The organism is Cedecea neteri, assembly GCF_000757825.1.
GTDB classification, from domain to species: domain Bacteria; phylum Pseudomonadota; class Gammaproteobacteria; order Enterobacterales; family Enterobacteriaceae; genus Cedecea; species Cedecea selenatireducens.
Window position 1 is genome coordinate 3,336,693 of the sequence record NZ_CP009451.1, and the last position, 21,851, is coordinate 3,358,543.

At 56.3% G+C, this 21,851-nt stretch carries 24 protein-coding genes and 1 pseudogene; 16 read left to right on the top strand and 9 right to left on the bottom strand.

The window, feature by feature from the left end; genetic code table 11:
- The first annotated feature begins 15 nt into the window (after positions 1-15).
- The 3 genes and pseudogenes from JT31_RS15495 to JT31_RS23225 all read left to right on the top strand — a co-directional run bounded on the left by JT31_RS15495 (position 16) and on the right by JT31_RS23225 (position 1,764).
- Positions 16-1,041 carry a type IV pilus twitching motility protein PilT gene (locus JT31_RS15495; RefSeq protein WP_038478973.1) on the top strand — a complete coding sequence of 342 codons (1,026 nt, stop codon included), beginning with the start codon at positions 16-18 and terminating at the stop codon, positions 1,039-1,041.
- A 61-nt stretch (positions 1,042-1,102) separates the two neighbouring features.
- Positions 1,103-1,285 carry a type II toxin-antitoxin system HicA family toxin gene (locus JT31_RS23220; protein ID WP_071843019.1) on the top strand — a complete coding sequence of 61 codons (183 nt, stop codon included), beginning with the start codon at positions 1,103-1,105 and terminating at the stop codon, positions 1,283-1,285.
- A gap of 22 nt (positions 1,286-1,307) precedes the next feature.
- Positions 1,308-1,764: pseudogene (locus tag JT31_RS23225) on the top strand (type II toxin-antitoxin system HicB family antitoxin).
- Between the two features lie 5 nt (positions 1,765-1,769).
- Here JT31_RS23225 and ruvX read toward each other — a convergent pair.
- From ruvX to metK, 8 genes are all read right to left on the bottom strand, one after another.
- Positions 1,770-2,189: a Holliday junction resolvase RuvX gene (gene ruvX, locus JT31_RS15500; RefSeq protein WP_008461550.1), complete on the bottom strand. Its 420-nt coding sequence runs from the start codon at positions 2,187-2,189 to the stop codon at positions 1,770-1,772.
- Positions 2,189-2,752: a YqgE/AlgH family protein gene (locus tag JT31_RS15505; protein WP_038478977.1), complete on the bottom strand. Its 564-nt coding sequence runs from the start codon at positions 2,750-2,752 to the stop codon at positions 2,189-2,191. The genes ruvX and JT31_RS15505 overlap by 1 nt, the downstream gene beginning before the upstream one ends.
- A gap of 147 nt (positions 2,753-2,899) precedes the next feature.
- Positions 2,900-3,847 carry a glutathione synthase gene (gene gshB, locus JT31_RS15510; protein WP_038478980.1) on the bottom strand — a complete coding sequence of 316 codons (948 nt, stop codon included), beginning with the start codon at positions 3,845-3,847 and terminating at the stop codon, positions 2,900-2,902.
- A 12-nt stretch (positions 3,848-3,859) separates the two neighbouring features.
- Entirely contained in the window at positions 3,860-4,591 is a 732-nt protein-coding gene (gene rsmE / locus JT31_RS15515) for a 16S rRNA (uracil(1498)-N(3))-methyltransferase (RefSeq protein ID WP_038478983.1), read from the bottom strand.
- A gap of 147 nt (positions 4,592-4,738) precedes the next feature.
- Positions 4,739-5,446 (bottom strand): deoxyribonuclease I, encoded by a 708-nt coding sequence (gene endA / locus JT31_RS15520; RefSeq protein WP_038478986.1) that lies wholly within the window; start codon positions 5,444-5,446, stop codon positions 4,739-4,741.
- Positions 5,447-5,538: 92 nt separating this feature from the next.
- Positions 5,539-6,054, bottom strand: coding sequence for a SprT family zinc-dependent metalloprotease (locus tag JT31_RS15525; RefSeq protein WP_061275600.1), 516 nt, complete (start codon positions 6,052-6,054; stop codon positions 5,539-5,541).
- Between the two features lie 70 nt (positions 6,055-6,124).
- On the bottom strand, positions 6,125-7,519 hold the full coding sequence (locus JT31_RS15530; RefSeq protein ID WP_038478992.1) for a sugar porter family MFS transporter: 1,395 nt from the start codon (positions 7,517-7,519) through the stop codon (positions 6,125-6,127).
- Positions 7,520-7,910: 391 nt separating this feature from the next.
- Complete coding sequence (gene metK / locus JT31_RS15535; protein ID WP_038478995.1) at positions 7,911-9,065, bottom strand: methionine adenosyltransferase; 1,155 nt, start codon at positions 9,063-9,065, stop codon at positions 7,911-7,913.
- A gap of 446 nt (positions 9,066-9,511) precedes the next feature.
- Here metK and JT31_RS24290 point away from each other — a divergent pair, with 446 nt between their 5' ends.
- From JT31_RS24290 to speB, 4 genes are all read left to right on the top strand, one after another.
- Positions 9,512-9,649, top strand: a complete 138-nt coding sequence (locus JT31_RS24290; RefSeq protein ID WP_419177762.1) for a hypothetical protein — start codon at positions 9,512-9,514, stop codon at positions 9,647-9,649.
- A gap of 107 nt (positions 9,650-9,756) precedes the next feature.
- Positions 9,757-9,897 (top strand): acid stress response protein YqgB, encoded by a 141-nt coding sequence (gene yqgB / locus JT31_RS23755; RefSeq protein WP_370527354.1) that lies wholly within the window; start codon positions 9,757-9,759, stop codon positions 9,895-9,897.
- On the top strand, positions 9,890-11,866 hold the full coding sequence (gene speA / locus JT31_RS15540) for a biosynthetic arginine decarboxylase (protein ID WP_071842971.1): 1,977 nt from the start codon (positions 9,890-9,892) through the stop codon (positions 11,864-11,866). The genes yqgB and speA overlap by 8 nt, the downstream gene beginning before the upstream one ends.
- Positions 11,867-12,072: 206 nt before the next feature.
- Positions 12,073-12,993 (top strand): agmatinase, encoded by a 921-nt coding sequence (gene speB, locus JT31_RS15545; protein WP_038479002.1) that lies wholly within the window; start codon positions 12,073-12,075, stop codon positions 12,991-12,993.
- Between the two features lie 3 nt (positions 12,994-12,996).
- On the opposite strand, the gene JT31_RS15550 is transcribed toward speB, so the two are convergent.
- Positions 12,997-14,208, bottom strand: coding sequence for an MFS transporter (locus JT31_RS15550; RefSeq protein ID WP_038479005.1), 1,212 nt, complete (start codon positions 14,206-14,208; stop codon positions 12,997-12,999).
- A 414-nt stretch (positions 14,209-14,622) separates the two neighbouring features.
- Between JT31_RS15550 and JT31_RS15555 the strand changes: the two genes are divergently transcribed.
- The 9 genes from JT31_RS15555 to JT31_RS15595 all read left to right on the top strand — a co-directional run bounded on the left by JT31_RS15555 (position 14,623) and on the right by JT31_RS15595 (position 21,848).
- Positions 14,623-14,946 carry a non-heme iron oxygenase ferredoxin subunit gene (locus JT31_RS15555; protein WP_038479008.1) on the top strand — a complete coding sequence of 108 codons (324 nt, stop codon included), beginning with the start codon at positions 14,623-14,625 and terminating at the stop codon, positions 14,944-14,946.
- Positions 14,943-15,251, top strand: a complete 309-nt coding sequence (locus JT31_RS15560) for a recombinase-like helix-turn-helix domain-containing protein (protein ID WP_038479011.1) — start codon at positions 14,943-14,945, stop codon at positions 15,249-15,251. Before JT31_RS15555 ends, JT31_RS15560 begins: the two co-directional genes overlap by 4 nt.
- Before the next feature lie 10 nt (positions 15,252-15,261).
- On the top strand, positions 15,262-16,284 hold the full coding sequence (locus tag JT31_RS15565) for an aromatic ring-hydroxylating oxygenase subunit alpha (RefSeq protein WP_038479014.1): 1,023 nt from the start codon (positions 15,262-15,264) through the stop codon (positions 16,282-16,284).
- A complete protein-coding gene (locus JT31_RS15570; protein ID WP_038479017.1) occupies positions 16,284-17,033 on the top strand; it encodes an SDR family oxidoreductase in 750 nt (249 codons plus the stop codon). Before JT31_RS15565 ends, JT31_RS15570 begins: the two co-directional genes overlap by 1 nt.
- Positions 17,034-17,047: 14 nt before the next feature.
- Positions 17,048-17,836, top strand: coding sequence for an IclR family transcriptional regulator (locus tag JT31_RS15575; protein WP_038479020.1), 789 nt, complete (start codon positions 17,048-17,050; stop codon positions 17,834-17,836).
- 78 nt (positions 17,837-17,914) lie between these two features.
- Positions 17,915-18,841 carry a VOC family protein gene (locus tag JT31_RS15580; RefSeq protein WP_038479023.1) on the top strand — a complete coding sequence of 309 codons (927 nt, stop codon included), beginning with the start codon at positions 17,915-17,917 and terminating at the stop codon, positions 18,839-18,841.
- A complete protein-coding gene (locus JT31_RS15585; protein WP_038479026.1) occupies positions 18,838-20,025 on the top strand; it encodes an NAD(P)/FAD-dependent oxidoreductase in 1,188 nt (395 codons plus the stop codon). Before JT31_RS15580 ends, JT31_RS15585 begins: the two co-directional genes overlap by 4 nt.
- 25 nt (positions 20,026-20,050) lie before the next feature.
- Positions 20,051-21,307, top strand: a complete 1,257-nt coding sequence (locus tag JT31_RS15590; protein ID WP_038479029.1) for an MFS transporter — start codon at positions 20,051-20,053, stop codon at positions 21,305-21,307.
- 10 nt (positions 21,308-21,317) lie between these two features.
- A complete protein-coding gene (locus tag JT31_RS15595; protein WP_038479032.1) occupies positions 21,318-21,848 on the top strand; it encodes a cupin domain-containing protein in 531 nt (176 codons plus the stop codon).
- Positions 21,849-21,851: the final 3 nt, after the last annotated feature.

Here is a 21,851-nt window from a genome sequence, read left to right on the forward strand (position 1 = left end):
ATCGTTGGAAGTGATATGGATATCGAAGAAATTGTGGCCCTTAGTGTAAAGCATAATGTCTCCGATCTACACCTGTGCGCACGTCAACCGGCGCGTTGGCGAAAGCGCGGCAGGCTGGAGCTGTGCCCGGAGGCCGCACCGGAGGTTGAAGAGGTTTTGGGTGCCTGGCTTAATGAAGAGCAGACGTCACAGCTCAAACGTGCCGGGCAGCTGGATTTTTCTCTCACGCTTGAGAGCGGCGTCAGGCTAAGGGGAAATGCTTTTTTACACCAGGAAGGGCACTCGTTGGCGCTGAGATTGCTGGCATCATCCTGCCCGACGCTGGAGGCATTGAAAACGCCGGCTCACATTAACGAACTTTTGCGTGAAAGCGAGGGGTTGATACTGGTTACCGGGGCCACCGGTAGCGGGAAATCTACAACGCTTGCAGCGATGATCCAGCATCTCAACCAGCATCTTGATGGCCACGTGCTGACGCTGGAAGACCCCATTGAATTTATTCATTCCTCCGGCCGCTGCCTGATTCAGCAGCGTGAGCCAGGTCGGCATTGTGAAAGCTATGCCTCGGCTTTAAAAGCCGCTCTGAGGGAGGACCCCGATGTCATTCTGCTGGGGGAGCTGCGTGATAGCGAAACGATAGGCCTCGCGCTGACCGCCGCAGAGACCGGGCATTTAGTGCTGGCGACGTTGCATACGCGTGGCGCTGCACAGGCCGTAGAGCGGCTGGTGGATGTATTCCCCGCCCAGGAGAAAAACCTGATTCGCACCCAGCTTGCAGGGAGCCTTAAAGCGGTGCTGGCGCAGAAGCTGGTACCGTCGCGTGACGGTGGTCGGGTGGCGCTTTACGAACTGCTGGTTAACACCTCAGCGGTGGCAAACCTGATTCGTGAAGGGAAAACGCATCAACTGCCTGGTGTGTTACAAACCGGTCAGCAGCAAGGTATGCAAAGTTTTGCTCAAAGCGAGGCACAGCGGCTGCGTGAGGGCAGCATTGGCGAGGGCGACCTGGCAGTCAGTGAGCCATGGGAGGTGCCGCTTTGAACGCTTTTGTTGCTTCTGTGTGTATTGGTGTGTATATTCCTTGTCAGCCAGGGAGATCATGATGACCTCAGCCGAGCTAATTAAGGAATTGAGGGCTGCAGGGTGTGAATCCGTCAGACGTTCCGGGGGGAGTCACTGGATCTGGTGGTCGCCTGAAACCGGAAAAACTTTCCCCATTCCGCATCCCAAAAAGGATTTGCCCATCGGTACCGTCAAATCCATACGCAAAATGGCAGGGATTTAGCCTGCACAGCCGGAGGTTAAAGATGTTTTTTTCTGTTGGTGTAGAGTTACCGGCAACTGAAAACGAAGCGTTTGGCCTGGTCGTCCCCGCGCTATGCAACGATGACTTTGGCTGCGTATCCGCGGCGGATAGCCAGGCTGATATCGCACCGATGGTGCAGGACGCGGTGCTGTCGATTGTCGATTTAATGGTAGAAAGCGGAAAAGATATTACGCAGCTTCGTGATGCAGGGCCTTTTGCTTATGCCGCCGACCCGGAGTACGCCTACTGTCAGCAATGGCTGCTGGTTGATGTAGATTTATCAGCGCTGGAAGGAAAACAGCAGCGGTTAAATATCACGCTGCCGGACGCGCTGCTGCGCCGTATTGATTCCCGTGTAAAGCAGCCTTCATCAGGCTACCGGGACCGCAGCCATTTTCTGGCGATTGCCGCGAGGCATGAGCCTGCTGAACGCAGGAAGCGAAGCACCCAACAGCTAATCCCTTCACGGGTGATATTCGAACCAGCTCTCGAGGATGATAACGGCCGAAGCGGAGTCAATGCTGCCTTTGTTCAGGGCGCGGAAGCCACCGTGTTCGAACAGCCCTGCGCGGGCTTCGACGGTGCTCAGGCGCTCGTCCTGCAGAGAGACCTTCACCCCAAAGCGGCCATGCAGGCGGTTGGCGAACTTGCGGGCGCGTGCCGTCAGAGGTTGCTCGGTGCCGTCCATATTCAGCGGTAAACCAACCACCACTTCTTCCGGCTGCCACTCTTTCAGGATTTTTTCTACCGCGTTCCAGTCCGGGGTACCGTCCTGCGCTTTAAGCGCGGTTAAAGGCCGGGCTGTGCCGGTAATTCGCTGGCCGATAGCGACACCGATGCTTTTCGTCCCGAAGTCAAAGGCCATTAAGGTTCCGCTGCTCATCAGGCGTGCCCCGCTTCGCTTGGCATAGTGTGGATGTCGATGCCTATCAGGCGGGCGGCTTCGCGCCAGCGGTCTGCAATCGGCGTATGGAACAGGATCTCAGGAGAGGCAGGCGCCGTCAGCCATGAGTTTTCCATGATTTCTTGCTCAAGCTGGCCCTTTTCCCAGGAGGAGTAACCGAGGGCAACAATCACCTCTTTCGGCTGCTTTTCGGTGCCTAAAGTTTCCAGCACGTCCCGCGAGGTGGTGATCACCGTGTCGTCGGAAATGCGGATGCTCGAACCGAAGTTGCCCGGCGGCGAGTGCAGGATGAAGCCGCGGTCTTCCGCCAGAGGGCCGCCGATGAAAACGGGCTTATCCAGGCGAATCGCGGTATCACGCGGTTCTGGTTCAATTTTTAGCTTTTCGAGAACGCCATCAACCTGCAGATTTTCCAGCGGTTTATTGATGATAATCCCCATCGCGCCTTCATCGTTGTATTCGCAAATATAGACTACAGAGCGCTTAAATAAGGGGTCCTGAAGAGCCGGCATGGCAATAAGAAAGTGATGCTGTAAATTCATTGTCAGAGGTTCTGATCCCGGTTGATAAAAGCGGCAGTGGCTGCGCGAAGAGTGGCCAGCTTACCACTAATGAAGGAAGAGCGGCTACCCGGCCTGTATCGCGCCTTTGAAGGAATGGGCGGGTAACCGTTACCCGCCCGGATGCGCTTAGTGTGCGAGGCGTTTTTCGATGGCATCGAACAGCATGCCGGTAATCGACACAGGGAATTCGGCTTCGATTTCACGGATGCAGGTTGGGCTGGTGACGTTAATCTCAGTCAGGCGATCGCCGATGATATCCAGGCCAACAAAAATCAGGCCTTTAGCCTTAAGCGTTGGCCCAACGCGGCGGGCAATTTCCCAGTCGCTTTCGGTCAGTGGACGAGGTTCACCACGGCCACCGGCCGCCAGGTTGCCGCGAGTCTCGCCGCCCTGCGGAATACGTGCCAGGCAGTAAGGCACCGGCTCACCATCTACCACCAGCACGCGCTTGTCGCCGTCTTTAATGGCCGGCAGGTAGTTCTGCGCCATGCAGTAGCGGGTGCCCAGTTCGGTAAGGGTTTCTGCGATAACGCCGATGTTTGGGTCATCCTGCTTCACGCGGAAGATAGACGCGCCGCCCATGCCGTCCAGCGGTTTCATAATGATATCGCCGTGCTGCTGCCAGAAGGCTTTCAACTGCGCTTTGTTACGGGTCACCAGCGTTTCCGGCGTCAGGTCGGCAAACCATGCGGTGAACAGCTTTTCGTTACAGTCGCGCAGGCTTTGCGGCTTGTTAACGATCAGCGTGCCTTTCTCTTCTGCGCGCTCAAGAATGTAGGTCGCGTAGATAAATTCGGTGTCGAATGGCGGGTCTTTACGCATCAGTACGACGTTCAGGTCTGCCAGGGCGATATCCTGCTCGGAGCCAAACTCATACCACTTATCGTAATTCTGCTCGACGCTGAGCAGGCGAGTGCGTGCGCGTGCCTCGCCATTGTTCAGATACAAATCGGCCATTTCCATGTAGTGCAGTTCGTAACCACGATGCTGCGCTTCCAGCAACATGGCAAAGCTGGAGTCTTTTTTGATGTTGATGTGTGCGATGGGGTCCATCACGATGCCGAGCTTGATCATTGTTGTTCTCCTTTAGCCCAGATCGCCAAAGCGCACCTGCAGTGCGGTAATGGCGGTGAGCGCGGTGGTCTCAGTACGCAGAACGCGCGGTCCCAACAGAATATCAGTAAATTGGTGTTCAGCGGTCATGGCGATCTCATCCGCCGTCAGGCCCCCTTCCGGGCCAATCAGCAGGCGCACGCGCTCGACCGGCTGCGGTAAGGTGTTGATGCTGGCGCTGGCGCGAGGGTGTAGATTAAGTTTTAGAGCTGCATCCTGCTCGGCGCACCAGGCTTCCAGCTCCATCGCCGGGCGAACTTCTGGCACACGGTTACGGCCGCATTGTTCGCAGGCGGCGACGGCAATCTTCTGCCACTGCTGGAGCTTTTTGCTCAGCCTTTCAGCGTCCAGTTTTACCCCGCAGCGTTCGGAAAACAATGGGGTGATAACGTTCACGCCCAGCTCCACGGCCTTTTGAATGGTAAATTCCATTTTTTCGCCGCGTGACATGACCTGGCCGAGATGCAGCCAGAGAGGTGATTCACGATCGTCCTGGCTGGCTGCCAGCACTTTTACGCGCACGCTTTTTTTATCCGCCTGCACAATTTCCGCGTCGAACACCTGATTGCTGCCGTCGAACAGCTGAATGGCCTGGCCTGCGCCCATACGCAGCACCCGTCCTACGTGGTTTGCCGCATCTTCGCTCAGAAGTACGTCCTGGCCAACGGAGAGATTTTCAGGGTGGTGAATGCGGGGTATACGCATGAAATAGTTTCCGATTAGTTGCGCTGCAGGACTTGACCCTCATCCTGACCTTCTCCCAAAAGGGAGAAGGGATTTTTCAGCCCCGGCCTTTGTTGGCGAAAGGGCGATGTTTCGTCACAGCAAATAAAGAATTGCCGCTAGTGTAGGTTAGCTGTTTCGCGCCTTGCAAGCCCGTAGCACATATGGGTTATGGTTGCCCTGGACTCTCGCAATACGTTCATCCCGCTCGCACTCCCAGTCGTTGACCGGATAGCGTTTGTCCCAGGCCTGGAAAAGCTGGGTTTGCTGGCGTGAAAGCGAAAGCTGGTACTGGTCGCGCATGTAGAAATAGGTACGGGCAATTGCGCCTCGCGCACGCTCCGGCGGTTCGGCCACTTTATCTTTGAAATCAACCTTCATTGCGCACTGGCCATATTGCCCTTCACCGCCGTTCCACTGGCTGTACATGAAGTTATTTCTGTCGGCGTTAACCTCGCCGACGGCAGGCTGCAGGTTATGCATATCGCTTTCGATTTTGCGGTAAACGGGGTCTTTGGCGCAGTTTTTACGCCCGCCGTCCTGCCAGCATTGCAGCAGGTGGCCGAACTGCCAGGCTGGCATGACGTGTTCCCACTCAATGCGGGTAGCCCGGTTCTCGTTTTTCCGCACTTTATAGCCACAGGACTCAAGGTCCGGGATGCCCTTTTTGCCCTGCCAGCTGATCTTGCAGCCGCAGTAGAAGTCGCCCGGGACATCGGCATTGATTTTTACGCCTGCGGTTTTGGCCTGGGCGAAGCTGTTGATGCCGGAGCTAAATGCGGGAAGCGAGCTGAGAGCTGCAACGAATGCAACAGCCCAAGAAATTTTGCGAGACATTTCTAGAATCCTTACTAAAACGTGCCCGCACCCTAACTGATCGGATATCCAGTTTCAATCGGCGATGGTGTAAAAATTCCAGAAATAAATGATTAATTACATGGGGTTGTAACGTCGGGTTTTAATAGCTGCCCGCAATGAGTGCAGCGGTATTCTGCTTCACCGCGCAGAACCCGATTGTGGCGGCGCACGGTGAGCTGATGCTGCTGGCAGGGGCAGCGGTAGGGGAAGGTATTTTTGCGTACCGAATCTACTTCAAACCGATGGGTGCGGCGAGCGGGCACGCCAAGCACGGTTTCCATCATCCATTTCCACTCTCTGCCGTGAGGAGCTACGCGGCCAAAATGCTTCCAGACCAGCAGGTGAGCCAGCTCATGGGGAACGACTTCGTCCACAAAAGCCTGCTGATTTTCCATCAGTAGCACCGGATTGAGGCGAATTTCGTAGCTTTCCAGCCAGGCGGTTCCGGCAGCGGTGCCGCGCTGCTGATAGACCATTTTGGGCTCAGGATAATGCGTGCCTAAATGCGAGTTGGCCTGCTGAAGCTTTTCACGCAGGCAGCGCATCACGGCTTGCTGGATGGCGATAGGGAGTCGGGGGGCTTTCATAACGGCAGAGAATAATGGGGCGGGAAGCGCGGTGCAAGCCCCTCCCGTCACCGGGAGGGACCGTTAGAGCTTAGTCGTGCGCGCCGATTTCGCGTAATTTACGGCCTTTCATCAGGTTACGTTCGATGTGTTCCAGCGAGACGTGTTTTGTCTCAGGAATAAGCCACAGCGTCAGGACGATGAAGAACAGGTTCAGCGCCGCATAAACCCAGAAGGTGTTGGCGTTGCCCAGCGTGTTCAGCATGGTCAGGAAGGTGGCGCCAACGATCATATTGGCAATCCAGTTGGTGGCGGTGGAGCAGGTGATACCGAAATCACGCCCTTTGAGCGGCTGGATTTCAGAACACAGCACCCAAATCAGCGGGCCCGCGCTCATGGCGAAGCCAACGATGAACATCAGCAGCATGGCAATCGCGAAGTACTGCGCGCCCTGAGAGTGGATACCGATGTGCAGCATGGTGCCCAGCACGCCCATCCCAACGGCCATGACCATGAAGCCAAGCACCAGCGTAGGCTTACGTCCCCAGCGATCCACCAGGCCGATGGCGATGAAGGTCGCCAGCACGTTAATCAGGCCGACGATCACGGTGCCCCACATTTGCTGCGTGGTGTTGGCAAACCCGGCAATTTCGAAGATTTTCGGTGCGTAGTACATGATGACGTTCATGCCGGTGAACTGCTGCATAACCTGCAGCAGTACGCCAAGAAAGACCGCGCGACGGAAGTTAGAGTTGTCCTTAAACAGCGACCAGCCGCTCTGTTTTACCTTCAGGCTTTCGCGGATCTCTTCCAGCTCACGTTTCGCTTCTGCGCTGGTATCACGCAGGCGCAGCAGAACGCGCTCAGCATCGTGGAAACGGCGCTTGGCGGCAAACCAGCGCGGGCTGTCCGGCAGGAAAAATACGCCAACCAGCAGCAGCAGGGCAGGCAGGGTAATAACCCCAAGCATCCAGCGCCAGGATTCGGTGTAGCTGAAGGCGGTATCAGAGAGATAAGCGCCCAGAATACCGATGGTTATCATGAGCTGGTACATGGAGATCATGCTGCCGCGAATCTTCTCCGGCGCAATCTCTGACAGGTACAGCGGCGCGGTGTAGGAAGCTACGCCGACGGCAAGGCCCAGCAGGACGCGGGAAACAATCAACACTTCAACGTTAGGCGCAAAGGCCGAGCAAAGGGAGCCGAGCACAAACAGCACGGCGCCGATCATCAGGCTGTATTTTCGGCCCAGCTTGAAGGAGAGCCAGCCGCTGCCGATGGCCCCGACGGCGGCACCGAACATCATTGAGCTCACCACCCATTCCTGGGTGTGGGAAGTGATGGCGAAGTCTTTAGCGATAAAAGGCAGCGCACCGGCAATTACGCCGATATCCAGGCCAAACAGCAGGCCGGCGAGTGCGGCGAGGAAGCAGACGAAAAAGGTCATGCTTTTGTTTGAACGCCCGGATTTTTTATTGTCAGGCATAACGCCCTCCACGTGGGTTTTTCGGATTTGACGGCATTAAGGGTAGGTCAGCGAAGGGCAAAAGTGTGTGATGATAATCACAGCTATGTAATCGGTTACACTAACGGTGCAGATTAAAAAGAGGCTTCATTATGATAAAACATGAGATTAATAGTGACTAAAGTCCACGCCGCGGGAAAAAATCAGCTTAATCTGAAGCGTTATGTAACAAATGATGTGTTTTAACTGAGGGATGATAAAAAGCGATAACAGAAGTCTTTATTTACGGATGTAATCGGTTTCACGATGACGGCGAACGGCTCGGGGAATAGGAAAAAAGAGGCGTGCTGGCGCAGCGGCAGAAAGCAAAAGGCCAGCATAAGCTGGCCTTTAAAGACGGAAGGCTGGAGAGTTATTTCAGGCCAGCAGCTTCGCGCAGCAGTGCTGCTTTGTCGGTTTTTTCCCAAGGGAAATGTTCGCGACCAAAGTGACCGTAAGCGGCGGTCTCTTTGTAAATCGGGTGCAGCAGATCCAGCATCTGGATCAGGCCGTATGGACGCAGGTCGAAGAACTCACGCACCAGCAGGGTCAGCTGCTCGGTAGAGATTTTCTCGGTACCGAAGGTTTCCACCATGATGGAAGTAGGTTCTGCCACGCCGATAGCGTAAGAAACCTGAATTTCACAGCGGTCGGCCAGGCCTGCAGCCACGATGTTTTTCGCAACATAACGCGCAGCGTAGGCGGCAGAACGGTCAACTTTAGACGGATCTTTACCGGAGAATGCGCCGCCACCGTGACGAGCCATACCGCCGTAGGTATCAACGATGATTTTACGACCGGTCAGACCGCAGTCACCCATCGGGCCACCGATGACGAAACGGCCGGTTGGGTTGATGTGGTATTTGGTCGACGCGTTCAGCCACTCGCCCGGCAGAACAGGTTTGATGATCTCTTCCATCACCGCTTCCTGCAGGACTTTCAGCTCGACGTCTTCGGAATGCTGAGTAGACAGCACCACCGCATCGATACCGACGATCTTGCCGTCGTCATACTGGAAGGTGATCTGGCTTTTCGCATCCGGACGCAGCCAAGGCAGGGAGCCGTTTTTACGCACTTCAGCCTGACGCTGCACCAGACGGTGGGCGTAGGTGATTGGCGCTGGCATCAGCACGTCGGTTTCGTTAGTCGCGTAGCCAAACATCAGGCCCTGGTCGCCCGCGCCCTGCTCCAGCGGATCGGTACGGTCAACGCCCTGGTTGATGTCCGGGGATTGCTTACCAATCGCGCTCAGAACGGCACAGGAGTTGGCATCAAAGCCCATATCTGAATGCACATAGCCGATTTCACGCACGGTGTTGCGGGTGATTTCTTCGATATCAACCCACGCGCTGGTGGTGATTTCGCCGCCAACCAGAACCATGCCGGTTTTAACGTAGGTCTCACAGGCTACGCGTGCTTTCGGATCCTGCTCGAGGATAGCATCAAGGACGGCGTCGGAGATTTGGTCAGCGATTTTATCAGGATGCCCTTCAGATACAGACTCGGACGTAAAAAGGTGTTTAGCCATATTTTCTTCACCCTAAAAGGATTTGTTTAGTTCAGGCTGCTGCTCTACGCCGCAGGTGCGGTGAGATAGACCAACCTGGGAACTTATTGCCACAGATTGAAAAACAGGCAGTCTAACAGTTAATCAGTATAGATGGATTAACATCTGGACGGCTATTTTAGATTACACAATCGGCAGATAGCCAGAATTTTTTAGGGTAACGGCAATATGTGAGAAATCTTTAGTGGAAAGCATGGCTGACACTGCTGGCAATTTACGCATTTTTGTTTTGCTTTTTACCCCTGATATGGGTATAAAGCGGCGCGCGCGGCTTAATCAAAAGCACACAGTTTGTGTTGCCCACTTCCAGCCGGGTTGAGCAATTATTTAGAGCCTGTCAGCTACAGTGCTCGCAGCTTTGGCTTGTCGCATACATAGTCAACGTATGCGTGGAGGTGATACGAGTAATGAACCGCCGTCATTCAATTAATCTGGCACGCCGTCCTGGCGCGCATATGCTCCTCGCAGCCTGCATCTCATGTTTTCAAACTTGCCGATGTTTTACCCATCTCGGCGCTTCTCAGGATCCCCGGGCCGGTCTGTAATCCGCCGTGGTCACTGAACAAGGGCGCTCTTGTAATACAAGAGTTTTCTCGTGGTTTCGCCGTCCTGTCATACAGGGTTCGGATACGTGTTTTACAATGATATGAAAATGAAACCGGTCGCACAGCCTGGCTGTCAGCGTCTTGTGCTGTCAATACGCGCTGTTAATGGGTTGTTATTGCAGGATACCCCTGCGATAGTAGTCAACTGTTTTGCACAATCGACAAAATTTGAGGTTCGCCATGACTGACAAAATTACTTCTGTTTCGGGTTCGTCAGTGGGCGGGCAGGATGTACATCGTTCCATTCAGGAGGTTGCCATGAGCTCCGAGGAAGCCAGCAAGATGCTGCGTACATACAATATTGCCTGGTGGGGCAATAACTATTACGACGTCAACGAACTGGGCCACATCAGCGTTTGCCCGGATCCGGACGTTCCGGAGGCTCGGGTCGATCTCGCCGAGCTGGTTAAAGCTCGCGAAGCCCAGGGCCAACGCCTGCCTGCGCTGTTCTGCTTCCCGCAGATCCTGCAGCACCGCCTGCGTTCAATTAACGCCGCCTTTAAGCGCGCCCGTGAATCTTACGGCTATAAAGGCGACTACTTCCTGGTTTATCCGATCAAAGTAAACCAGCATCGTCGCGTGATTGAGTCGCTGATCCATTCCGGCGAGCCGCTGGGTCTGGAAGCTGGCTCTAAAGCCGAGCTGATGGCCGTGCTGGCGCATGCGGGTATGACCCGTTCTGTTATCGTTTGTAACGGCTATAAAGACCGCGAATACATCCGCCTGGCGCTGATCGGCGAGAAGATGGGCCACAAGGTCTATCTGGTTATCGAGAAGATGTCCGAGATTAGCATCGTGCTGGAAGAAGCCGAGCGCCTGAACGTGATTCCTCGCCTGGGCGTTCGCGCCCGTCTGGCTTCCCAGGGCTCCGGTAAGTGGCAGTCCTCCGGTGGTGAAAAATCCAAATTCGGCCTGGCGGCAAACCAGGTTCTGCAGCTGGTGGAAATCCTGCGTGAACGCGGTCGCCTGGACAGCATTCAGCTTCTGCACTTCCACCTCGGCTCGCAGATGGCAAACATTCGTGACATCGCGACCGGCGTGCGTGAATCCGCCCGCTTCTACGTTGAGCTGCACAAGCTAGGCGTGAATATCCAATGCTTCGACGTTGGCGGTGGCCTGGGCGTGGACTACGAAGGGACGCGTTCCCAGTCCGACTGTTCGGTTAACTATGGCCTGAATGAGTACGCGAACAACATCATCTGGGCAATCGGCGATGCCTGTGAAGAAAACAGCCTGCCGCACCCGACGGTGATTACCGAGTCTGGCCGCGCCGTAACCGCGCACCACACCGTGCTGGTTTCCAACATCATTGGCGTTGAGCGTAACGAATACACCGCAGCGACCCCACCGGCCGATGACGCGCCGCGCGCGCTGCAAAGCATGTGGGAAACCTGGCTTGAAATGCACCAGCCGGGCACGCGCCGTTCGCTGCGTGAATGGCTGCACGATAGCCAGATGGACCTGCACGATATCCACGTCGGCTACTCCTCCGGTGCCTACAGCCTGCAGGAACGTGCCTGGGCCGAACAGCTCTACCTGAACATGTGCCACGACGTGCAGAAGCAGCTCGATCCGAGCAACCGCGCGCACCGTCCCATCATCGACGAGCTGCAGGAGCGCATGGCGGACAAAATGTACGTCAACTTCTCGCTGTTCCAGTCGATGCCGGATGCGTGGGGTATCGACCAGCTGTTCCCGGTGATGCCGCTGGAAGGGCTGAACCACGCGCCTGAGCGCCGTGCCGTACTGCTGGATATCACCTGTGACTCCGATGGCGCAATCGACCACTACGTGGACGGCGACGGTATCGCAACGACCATGCCAATGCCGGAATACGACCCGGAGAACCCGCCAATGCTGGGCTTCTTTATGGTTGGCGCGTATCAGGAAATCCTCGGCAACATGCACAACCTGTTCGGCGACACCGAAGCGGTAGACGTCTTCGTCTTCCCTGACGGCTCCGTGGAAGTTGAGCTGTCTGATGAAGGCGACACCGTGGCGGATATGCTGCAGTACGTGCAGCTCGACCCGAACAAGCTGCTGACCCAGTTCCGCGACCAGGTGAAGAACACCGGCCTTGACGAGGCGCTGCAACAGCAGTTCCTCGAAGAGTTTGAAGCCGGTCTTTACGGTTACACGTATCTGGAAGACGAGTAATTCAATCGCCCTCTTTCTGTACGAGAGGGCAGGGTCAGGGGCAAAGGCAGCATCATCGCCTATACTCTCTTGAACCCGTATGAATTAGCGGCGATAATCCGCTCAATAAAAGGCAGTACCCCAATCCAATCCCTTCCTCGTCGGGTTTAACGACGCGGAGGGGATTTTTTTTAGGCTTTTTTTAACCCCAACCGAGAGGTCAGACAATGAGCACCTTAGGCCACAAATACGATAACTCCCTGGTATCTAATGCCTTTGGTTTTTTGCGTTTCCCGCTGAATTTCCAGCCGTACGATAGCGATGCGGACTGGGTTATCACCGGCGTTCCGTTTGATGCGGCAACTTCCGGTCGTGCGGGCGGCCGCCACGGCCCGGCAGCGATCCGTCAGGTGTCCACCAACCTGGCATGGGAAGGAAACCGCTTCCCGTGGAACTTCGACATGCGCGAGCGTCTGAACGTTGTGGACTGCGGCGACCTGGTATACGCCTTCGGTGATGCCCGCGAAATGAGCGAGAATCTTCAGGCTCACGCCGAGCGTCTGCTGGCTGCCGGCAAGCGTATGCTCTCCTTCGGCGGTGACCACTTTGTGACTTTGCCGCTGCTGCGCGCCCACGCTAAGCACTTCGGTAAAATGGCGCTGGTTCACTTCGATGCCCACACCGATACCTACGCGAACGGCTGCGAGTTCGACCACGGCACCATGTTCTACACCGCGCCAAACGAAGGCCTGATCGATCCGAACCACTCAGTGCAGATCGGTATCCGTACCGAGTTCGACAAAGACAACGGCTTCACCGTGCTGGATGCCTGCCAGGTGAATGACCGCGGCGTGGACGACATCATCGCTCAGGTTAAGCAGATCGTCGGTGATATGCCGGTGTACCTGACCTTTGACATCGACTGCCTGGATCCAGCGTTCGCGCCGGGTACCGGTACGCCGGTGATTGGCGGCCTGACGTCTGACCGCGCTATCAAGCTGGTACGTGGCCTGAAAGATCTGAATATCGTGGGGATGGACGTGGTGGAAGTGGCTCCGGCCTACGACCAGTCAGAAATCACCGCGCTGGCCGCGGCGACCCTGGCGCTGGAAATGCTCTACATCCAGGCAGCGAAAAAAGGCGAATAAGCCTTAGGCGCTGATTGCTGCTGCGCGACGCATGCGCAGCAGCAACATTCCTCCCGCCAGCAGGGTAATAACCTGCGACACAACCAGCACCGAAAAGCCTGAACTGACCGATCCCTCCGATTTCATCACCATTCCCATCAGCAGCGGAATAAAGGCCGCGCAGATATTGCCGATGCCGTTGATTATCCCATACGCGCTGCCAACAGCTTCCCGCGCGGCATGATGCTGAACGACCGCAGGAATGGCCGCCCCCTGCAGTCCCCAGAAGATATTGGCCGAGAGCATAAACAGCGCAAGCCATGCTGGCTGGTGGCTCAGCATCAGTGCGACAACGGACATCGCCGTCAGCAAACCGCCCACCACAAATAGCACCGGCGCCTGTTCCGGGCGCATCCTGTCGAGCAGTACCCCGCCAAGAAATTTAGATCCCAGGCTTAGCAGGAAGGGAATAGCCGCTAACATGCCCGTCGCGTGCAGCGAGAAGTGATGCTCATCACGAAGCCATGCGGGCAGCCATGCGCTGCTGCCCCAGAGATAGCTAAGCGTGGCGACTTCCACCAGAAGGATCCAGCCCAGCAGCGGCGTTTGCCAGGCAAGCGTAAAGGTCTGCACAAATCCCGATTTTTTTATCTTTGCCGTGCGGGGTGGTGCAGGCAGGAAGCGCCAGATTAACCCTCCACCCAGCACCAGATTCATGACCGCCAGTGCGTAAAAAGAACCGGCCCATCCCAGATGGGCCATCAACCATGTCACCAGCGGAAAGCCGACGGCCAGCCCGAGAGAGACGCCCAGCGCGGTAACGGCATTGGGCTTTCCGATCTCTTCGGCCCGGAAGCTATCGCTAATAAAGCGTGTTTTGAGCGAAAACAGCGGCCCTTCGGCAACGCCCAGAATCACGCGGGCAATGAGCATGCCCATTAGCGATCCCAGAAGCGGAGAAATAGCGCAAACCGCAGCCCAAATCGCAATACTGCTTAATAATCCCTGTCGATAATTTAATTTGCTTTCTATAACCGGCGTTAATAATAAAGCCGAAAAACCATAACCCAGGAGAAAGCAGGTCATCAGCATTCCCTGTAACATTCTGTTTTCATTTAGCTGAAAGTGTTCGGCAAATTCCGGATTTAAAATCATTACTGAGATATTCACCCGGTCGATGTAGGAAATAATAATAAGCAACAAAAGTGCTATTGTGCCTTGCCATCTTGCCGTCATTACGCCCGCCTTAAATTTTGATTTATTAATATTTTTATCAGTGTGATTGTCACGGGGCTAAAATGATTCACCTGTGAAACTCATTGTTTATAAATACAAATATTTAAATTTGTTTCACAGGTGAAACAACGTCCCAGCCACATTTATTTATTTTTATGAGTGGGTGAGAAGAAAAGTCAATACCTTTCATTCAGATTTAAGAGAATCAATAAAGCCTATTTATTCACACCTGAAGAATGAATGTTTCATATCTCTGCATTTTTTCGTGATCGCTTGCACAGATAGATAATTAAAACCCTTTCCATTAACAAATGCGTCACAAACAGGCTTGACGAAAACGTCCCCGCTTTTATATTGACCGTATTAAATAAGAAACAAAGTTTCATATATGAGACGAAAGCCTGGAGGATCGTGATGAGCTGGATAGGCGTATGTGACGCAGAACAAGTACAGGAAGATTTCCCTTTTAGCGGCAACGTCGAAGGTAAAGAGATCGGCATTTATTTGATTGACGGTGAATATTACGCGCTGGAAGACGTATGCCCGCATGCCTATGCGCTGCTGAGCCAGGGCTTCGTCGAAGACGGTAAGGTGGAATGCCCGCTGCATGAGGCTATTTTCGACGTCAAAACCGGCCAGTGCCTGCACGGCCCCGGTGGGCGCAACCTCAACAGCTACCCGGTTCGGGTCATTGAAAACCAGATCCAGATTACCTTCATCGAGGAGACCGTGGCATGAGCGATTCCCTGAACTTCAACCCGGCGCTGCCGGAAAGTCGTCAGTTTACCCCTCCCGCAGAGGGCGGGAACGGCGCCATCCATAAGCCGGGTGATTACCAGAATCAGATCTGGCAGACCCGCAGCCGCGTACCGGAAAACTGGGAAGTGAGCCTTATCGCTACGCTGGAAGATTTCTTTGAGCAGGGCGTTGAAACCTTGCCGGAGCTGGTTAATGGGCTGAATGCGGTACGGATGCACGATATGCAGGGCGAGCCATGGAGCGACGCCAGCTTCCAGGCATTCTTACGGGTTCACGGCTACTGAGGGCAACGCGATGACGACTACCGTACAAAATTATCTTGATAAAGGTCTACGTGGCCTCTGGTACCCCGTACTGGCAAGCTGGGAGGTGCAGTCTGCTCCGGTGGGGATTACCCGCCTCGGCGAGCAGATTGTGGTCTGGCGTAATAAGGATGGCCAGGTGCAGGCCCTGGAGGACCGCTGCCCGCACCGTGGCGCGCGCCTGTCGATGGGCTGGAACCTCGGCGATCGTATCGCCTGCTGGTATCACGGACTGGAAGTGGCGGGCAACGGTGAAGTGAAGGATGTGCCTGCCGTGGACAAATGTCCTCTGGTCGGCCAGCAGTGCGTGCGCAGCTACAGCGTGCAGGAGGTGCACGGCGCCATTTTCCTGTGGTTTGGCGTGACGGCGGAGCAGCAGCCCGATGAACTGACCTTTCCGGAGGAGCTGGCCGACGGCGAAGCCCACAGCAACTTCTTGTGTACCGCCGCATGGCAATGCAATTACCAGTACGCGCTGGAAAACGTCATGGACCCGATGCACGGCACCTATCTGCACTCGGCCTCGCACTCAATGGCGGAAGGCGACCGCAAGGCCGACATGGTACTCCAGCCGACCAAAACCGGCTTTATCTTTGAGAAAAAAGGCCAGACCGGCGTCAACTTCGATTGGGTTGAGCTGGGCAACACCGGGGCGCTATGGATGCGTCTGTCTATTCCTTACCGCAAGCGCTTTGGGCCGGGCGGGCACTTCTTTATCGTCGGCATGGTGGTGCCGGAAGATAACGACAACTGCCGCGTCTTCTTCTGGCGTATCCGCCGCGTGCAAGGCTGGCAGCGCGATATGTGGCGCTTTATGTACCGCAACCGTCTGGAAAAACTGCATTGGGAAGTCCTGGAGCAGGATCGTGTGGTGCTGGAAAGCATGGCGCCAAATGCCCGCGAACACGAATATCTCTATCAGCATGACGTCGGCCTCTCACGCCTGCGCCGCATGATGCAAAAAGCGGCCAGGGAACAGCTGGCAACCCTCGAAGCAGCGCAGGGCGCGGCCTGATGAACGGGCTGTTGAACGGTAAGCGTATCGTCGTGACTGGCGCAGCCCGCGGGCTGGGCTATCACTTCGCCAAAGCCTGCGCGGAGCAGGGCGCGGCGGTAGTGATGTGCGATATCCTGGCAGGTGAACTGGCTGAGAGTGCACACGGGTTAAGCGCTCTGGGGTATTCGATTGCCTCCCACGTTATCGATCTGGCCGATCCGCACTCTATTGAACAGGTCTTCAACGCCATTGGTGCCGAAGGGCAGATTGACGGCCTGGTGAACAATGCGGCAATGGCGACCGGCGTTGGCGGCGTGAATATGCTCGATTACGATCCCGATCTATGGGATCGCGTGATGAGTGTGAACGTTAAAGGCACCTGGCTTGTGACGCGCGCCGCGGTACCGCTGATGCGTGAAGGGGCCGGGATAGTGAATGTGGCCTCCGACACCGCGCTGTGGGGCGCGCCACGCCTGATGGCCTATGTTGCCAGCAAAGGGGCAGTGATTGCCATGACGCGCTCGATGGCTCGCGAGCTGGGTGAGAAACGCATTCGTATTAACGCCATTGCGCCGGGGTTAACTCGCGTTGAGGCGACAGAATATGTCCCCGCCGAGCGCCATCAGCTGTATGAAAATGGGCGGGCGTTAACCGGCGCGCAGCTGCCTGAGGACGTCACCGGCAGCGTGGTCTGGTTGTTAAGCGACCTGTCGCGGTTTATTACCGGACAATTGATTCCGGTCAACGGTGGTTTTGTCTTTAACTAAAGGGTGAAGCGAGTATGGCAAACGATCAGGAAGTGAAGTATCTGGTGCCGGGACTTGAGCGCGGCCTGCAGTTACTGCTGGCCTTCGGCGAGCAGCATCGCGAACTGACCTTTGCCGAGCTGCACCGGCTGGTGGACATGCCGAAAGCAACCGCCTATCGCGTGGTGCAAACCCTGGAATACATGGGCTTTCTGGAGCGCAACACGCGCACCAATACCTTCTCGCTGGGCATGAACGTGCTGCGCCTGGGGTTTGAGTACATTGCCTCGCTGGATGTGGCGCAGGTCGGCCAGCCGGTGATTGAACAGCTGCGTGACGTCAGCCAGTGCAGCAGCCATCTGGCGATCCGTGACGGGCGCGACATTATCTACATCGCTCGCGTCAGCGCCGCCGGTTCACGTATCAATCAGGTCAGTATTGGCACTCGTTTGCCTGTGCACTGCACGTCGCTGGGACGCATGCTGTTGACCGATATTTCCCGAACTGATTTTGAACTGCTGTTCCCACATGAGCGCCTGCCGGGCAACACGCCGGGGCAGCTTCACGACCGCGAAGCCCTGTGGCAGATGGTGCAGCAGGACAAAGCCCGCGGCTACGTGATTGGCGAATCCTTCTTCCGCCACGGCATCTCTTCCATTGTGTATCCGGTGTATGACCGCAGCGGGCGTGTGGCCGCGGTAGTGAGCATTCTGGTGCCGTCGGAAGAGATCCCACAAACCGACCGCGAGCGTCTACAAAACGACGTCCGTCTGGCGGCAGATAAAATTTCTGGCTTCTTAGGCTATTTGTCACAGGCCAGCTAAATCAGCGAGTTAACGTCAGGCGCTTAAGTGCGTCGGGCATGTTTTACGCCCAATTTGGGCCAGATGAGGCAACGAACGATGAGTATAACCGGAATTGAAAAGCTTGAATTTGGCGTTGAGAACCTGACGCACTGCGCCAAATTTATGCATGATTTTGGCTTGACGGGCGATGCAGACGGCCGGTCTTTCACTACCTTGAGCGGCGCTCGCGTGGAGCTTAGCCCCATTGATAGCCAGGAGCTGCCCCCTGCGTTTGAAGCGGGTAACACCCTGCGTCGCATGACCTGGGCGGTCGCCACGAAGGCTGACCTGGATGCGTTGCGTCCGAAACTGCAGCGGCAGCCCGGTTTTCGTGAAGTGGATGGTGCGCTGGAGTGCCTCGATCCTAACGGTATGACCCTGCGCGTGCAGGTAAGCCAGCAGAAGCCGGTCGATCTTAACGTCGAGCCGATTAACCAGTGGGGCGACGTGCGCCGCGTTGATACGCCAAGCCCGGTTTACGATCGCGCCCAGCCAATCAACGTTGGTCACGTAGTATTTTTTGTCGAAGCGCTGGCGGAGGTGGAGAAGTTCTATCGTGAGGTGCTCGGTTTCCAGGTTTCAGACCGTTACATCAACCGCGCCGTATTCCTGCGCTGCGGCGTGCGCGGGGGCCATCACAACCTCTTCCTGTTGCAGCTCCCTAACCGCAAGCGCGGGCTTAACCATGTGGCCTTTACCGTGCGTGATATCCACGAGGTGATCGGCGGTGGGATCGCGATGAACAAAAATAACTGGAGCACCTTTATCGGGCCTGGCCGCCATCCGGTTTCGTCAGCCTATTTCTGGTACGTCAACAGCCCTACGGGCGGCGCGTTTGAGTATTACACCAACGATGATTACCTGACCGAAAACTGGCAGCCGCGCGAGCTTGAACACTCTCTGGTCTCCTTTACCGAATGGGCGGTGGAAGGCGGCATCGACCATGACACCCGACGCCAGCAAAAAAAGCTGGAGTCGGTATGACGTCGCGCATTGTCATAATTGGCGGCGGTCAGGCCGGTGGCTGGGCGGCAAAAACGCTGCGTGATGAGGGCTTTGACGGCGAGATTTGCGTCGTGGCGGAAGAAGAGTGGGATTTCTACGAGCGCCCCCCGCTCTCCAAAGCCTCTCTGCTGGAGCCGGATGCCGTGCTGCCGCGTCTGTTTCCCGAGGAAGTGCAGCAGGCGCTGAACCTGAGCTGGCATCGCCCGCTGCGCGCTGAGTCCTTTGATTGCGATACCAAAACGGTACGTTTAAGCAATGGCGAGCACCTGAGCTACAGCACCCTTTTAATCGCTACCGGGGGGCGTGCGCGCTTGCCCGGTAAGGCATGGGCCAACCATCCTCAGGTCTACACTCTGCGCCACTGGCAGGATGCGCTGCGTCTGAAAGCGCGCCTGGCGGGAAGCAAAACGCTGGCGATTGTCGGCGGCGGCTGGATAGGCCTAGAGATTGCCGCCTCCGCGCGTAAAAGCGGCGTGGCGGTCACACTGTTCGAGCAGCAGCCTGCGCTATGCATGCGTTCTGTCAGCGGCGAGGTTTCTCAGCGATTAACCACGATTCATCGCGAGCAGGGCGTGGATATCCGTACCGGCGTTGGCGCGCTGGAGCTTGAGGATGATAACGGTCGGCCGGTTATTCACTGCGAGGGTAAACGTGAAAGCTTCGACGCTGTTGTTGTCGGGATCGGCGTCGATCTCAACCTGGAGCTGGCCCGTGACGCCGGGCTTAACATCGAGCGTGGGATCGTGGTGGATTCACAGGGGCGCACGTCGGATCCGTCCGTCTTTGCCGCGGGTGACGTGGCGCAGCACCATCACTTCGGACTGTGCATTCAGTCGTGGGCATTTGCCCAGAACCAGGCGGTGGCAACGGCCAAAGCGATGCTTAACCCCGACGCGCCGGGCTACGACGACGCGCCGTGGCTGTGGTCGGATCAATACCAGCACAATATCCAGATCCTCGGTATTCCGCAGCCTGGCAGCACAACCACAGTGCGTGAAGATTCGCTGTTCTTCTCGCTGGATGAGCACGGACGGCTGACCCAACTGGTGGCGTTTAACGATGCGCGCACCGTCAAGCTGGCGAAACGCTGGATGGCGGCGGGGCGGGATTTATCGGCCGTGCCGCTTACCGACCCGACGTTTTCACTGATGTCACTGCGATAGCTAATCCGCACCCGTAGGGGGAGACATGACCACTTTTGAGACCAACACCGCGCCCGTTGAGGCAGGCGGTGAGGGGACCCGCACGCCTGAAAAGGCGGTGCGCTGGGCTATTCCGTTGTCGCTGCTTGCCTGTGTACTGCTGGCATTTTTCGACAAAATCAGCATTGCGGCGCTTTTTTCCGATAGCCATTTCCAGCAGGCGATGGGCATTGATTTTGATACCACGCGGCTCGGCATTCTGATGAGCGCCTTCCTGCTGAGCTACGGCTTTTCGTCGGTATTTTTAAGCGGTCTGGGAGACAAAATTGCGCCACTGCGACTGCTCACCGGCATGATGGCGGTGTGGTGTGTGCTGATGGTGGCGATGGGCTTTACCCATAACTACACGCTAATGATCGTGCTGCGCATCCTGCTCGGCGTGGCGGAAGGGCCACTGTTCCCGCTGGCGTTCGCCATTGTGCGTCATAGCTTCCCGCAGCACCTGCAGGCTCGCGCCACCATGCTGTGGCTGTTGGGTACGCCCGTGGGGGCGGCGATTGGTTTTCCGCTTTCCCTCTGGTTGCTCAACACCTTCGGCTGGCAGAGCACTTTCTTCGTGATGGCGCTGCTTACTGTGCCGGTGCTTATCTTCGTGCGTATCGGCCTGCGCGGGATCCGTCTGGACGCGAAACCTGCCACATCACAGGCTTCTCAGGATGAGCGACGTGCCGCACGGCGCGAGCTGTTTGTCAGCACGCACTTCTGGATCATCTGCATCTTTAACATCGCGTTTCTCACCTACCTGTGGGGCATCAACGGCTGGCTGCCGGGCTACCTGATTAAAGGTAAGGGCATTCACCTGGAGCATGCGGGCTGGCTGTCGTCGATGCCATTTATCGCCATGCTGGCCGGTGAGGTGATTGGCGCATGGCTTTCGGACCGGGTCGATAAACGCGCCGCGGCCTGTTTTATTTCGATGGCAGGGGCTGCTCTTGGGCTGGTGGCGGTGATGCACCTCGATACACCGCTGGCCATTATTGCGGCGATGAGCTTTAGCACTTTTATGTGGGGCACTGGCGCCCCCAACATTTTCGCCCTGCTGGCGAAGGCCACTCACCCGCGCGTAAGCGCCACGGCGGGCGGCATCTTCAACGGGCTGGGAAACTTTGCGGGCGCGCTGTCGCCGGCGGTGATGGGGGCATTGATTGCCTTCACCCACAGCATGGATTCCGGACTGATTTTTCTGGCGGTGATGGCGGCGGTGGGCTGCGTCCTGTTACTGCCGCTGCTGAGACGTTACTGAGGAGAGTGTCATGACTGATTCAACCATAGCTTCAAAACCGGGCGTTAAACCTGAAAACCTGACGATGGAAGAGTGGATCGAGTCGCGTATTGCGCGCTTCGAAGGCCGTAAATACGACTGGAACGCGCTGAAGTTCCAGGCTGATTTCGACCCGAAATACCGCCGCGCGCAGATGCGCTACATCGGCACGGGGGCAACGGGCGTCGCCAGCGATACCAACACGGTTCAGGCAGAACACTTTACCTTCTCCACCATGGTGCTGCCGTCTAAATGTGAAGGGCCTCTGCACCTGCACGATGATGTGGAGGAGGTGTTTTTCATGCTCAAAGGACAAATCACCCTGATGATCCAGGACGGTGATAACTACACCGAAACCGTGCTGCGCGAGCGCGATTTGATCTCGGTCCCGCCGGGAATCTATCGCGGGCTGTTTAACCACGGCGAAGAAGAGGCGCTGATGTGCGTCATGCTGGGGACCAACAAGCCGGAAATCCCGACCTACCCGGAAGACCACCCGCTCTCAAAAGTGAAGCGGGGCTAAGGG